Genomic DNA, 834 nt, shown 5'->3' on the forward strand with positions numbered 1-834 from the left:
TGGCTGCGCTCTCTGTACCATCGGCGACGATGACCATGCCAGAGTGCTGCGAGTAACCCATGCCCACGCCGCCGCCATGATGCAATGATACCCAAGTGGCGCCGCCTGCGACATTGAGCATACCATTTAATAGCGCCCAATCCGACACCGCGTCTGAGCCGTCTTTCATGCTTTCAGTTTCACGGTTCGGGCTGGCGACAGAGCCAGTATCTAAATGGTCACGGCCGATGACGATGGGGCCTTTGAGCTCACCGTTTTTGACCATCTCGTTAAATGCCAAGCCTGCTTTATCACGCTCGCCCAGACCTAACCAGCAAATGCGGGCTGGCAGACCTTGAAACTGAATACGCTCTTTTGCCATATCCAGCCAGCGATGCACATGGGTGTTTTCAGGGAACAACTCTTTGATTTTTTGATCAGTTTTGTAGATATCTTCTGGGTCGCCTGATAGCGCCACCCAGCGAAACGGCCCTTTACCTTGACAAAACAGTGGTCGTACATAAGCGGGGACAAAACCTGGGAAATTAAAGGCGTCTTTTACTCCTTCATCAAAGGCCACTTGGCGGATGTTATTGCCATAATCAGTGGCAGGGATACCCATGTCTTGTAGATCCAGCATGGCCTGTACGTGTACGGCACAAGAAGCAGCGGCAGCTTTACTCAACGCCGCGTGTTGCTCTGGGTTTTCTTGTGCTGCTTTCCACTCATCAACGCTCCAGCCACTTGGTAAGTAGCCATTGATTAAGTCATGAGCGGAGGTTTGGTCAGTGACTAGATCAGGTTTGATTTCACCTGCATTGGCGCGCTTGACCATCTCAGGCAAGATATCGGCGG

Annotated in this window: 1 protein-coding gene; it reads right to left on the reverse strand. The window is 52.0% G+C overall.

Going from position 1 to position 834, the window contains the following annotated elements; genetic code table 11:
- Positions 1-834: urocanate hydratase (hutU, locus tag NK638_RS12325; protein ID WP_274633239.1), on the reverse strand; the 834-nt coding region annotated here is incomplete at both ends.

Origin of the sequence: Psychrobacter sp. A3 (assembly GCF_028823565.1) — a bacterium.
Lineage (GTDB): Bacteria > Pseudomonadota > Gammaproteobacteria > Pseudomonadales > Moraxellaceae > Psychrobacter > Psychrobacter celer.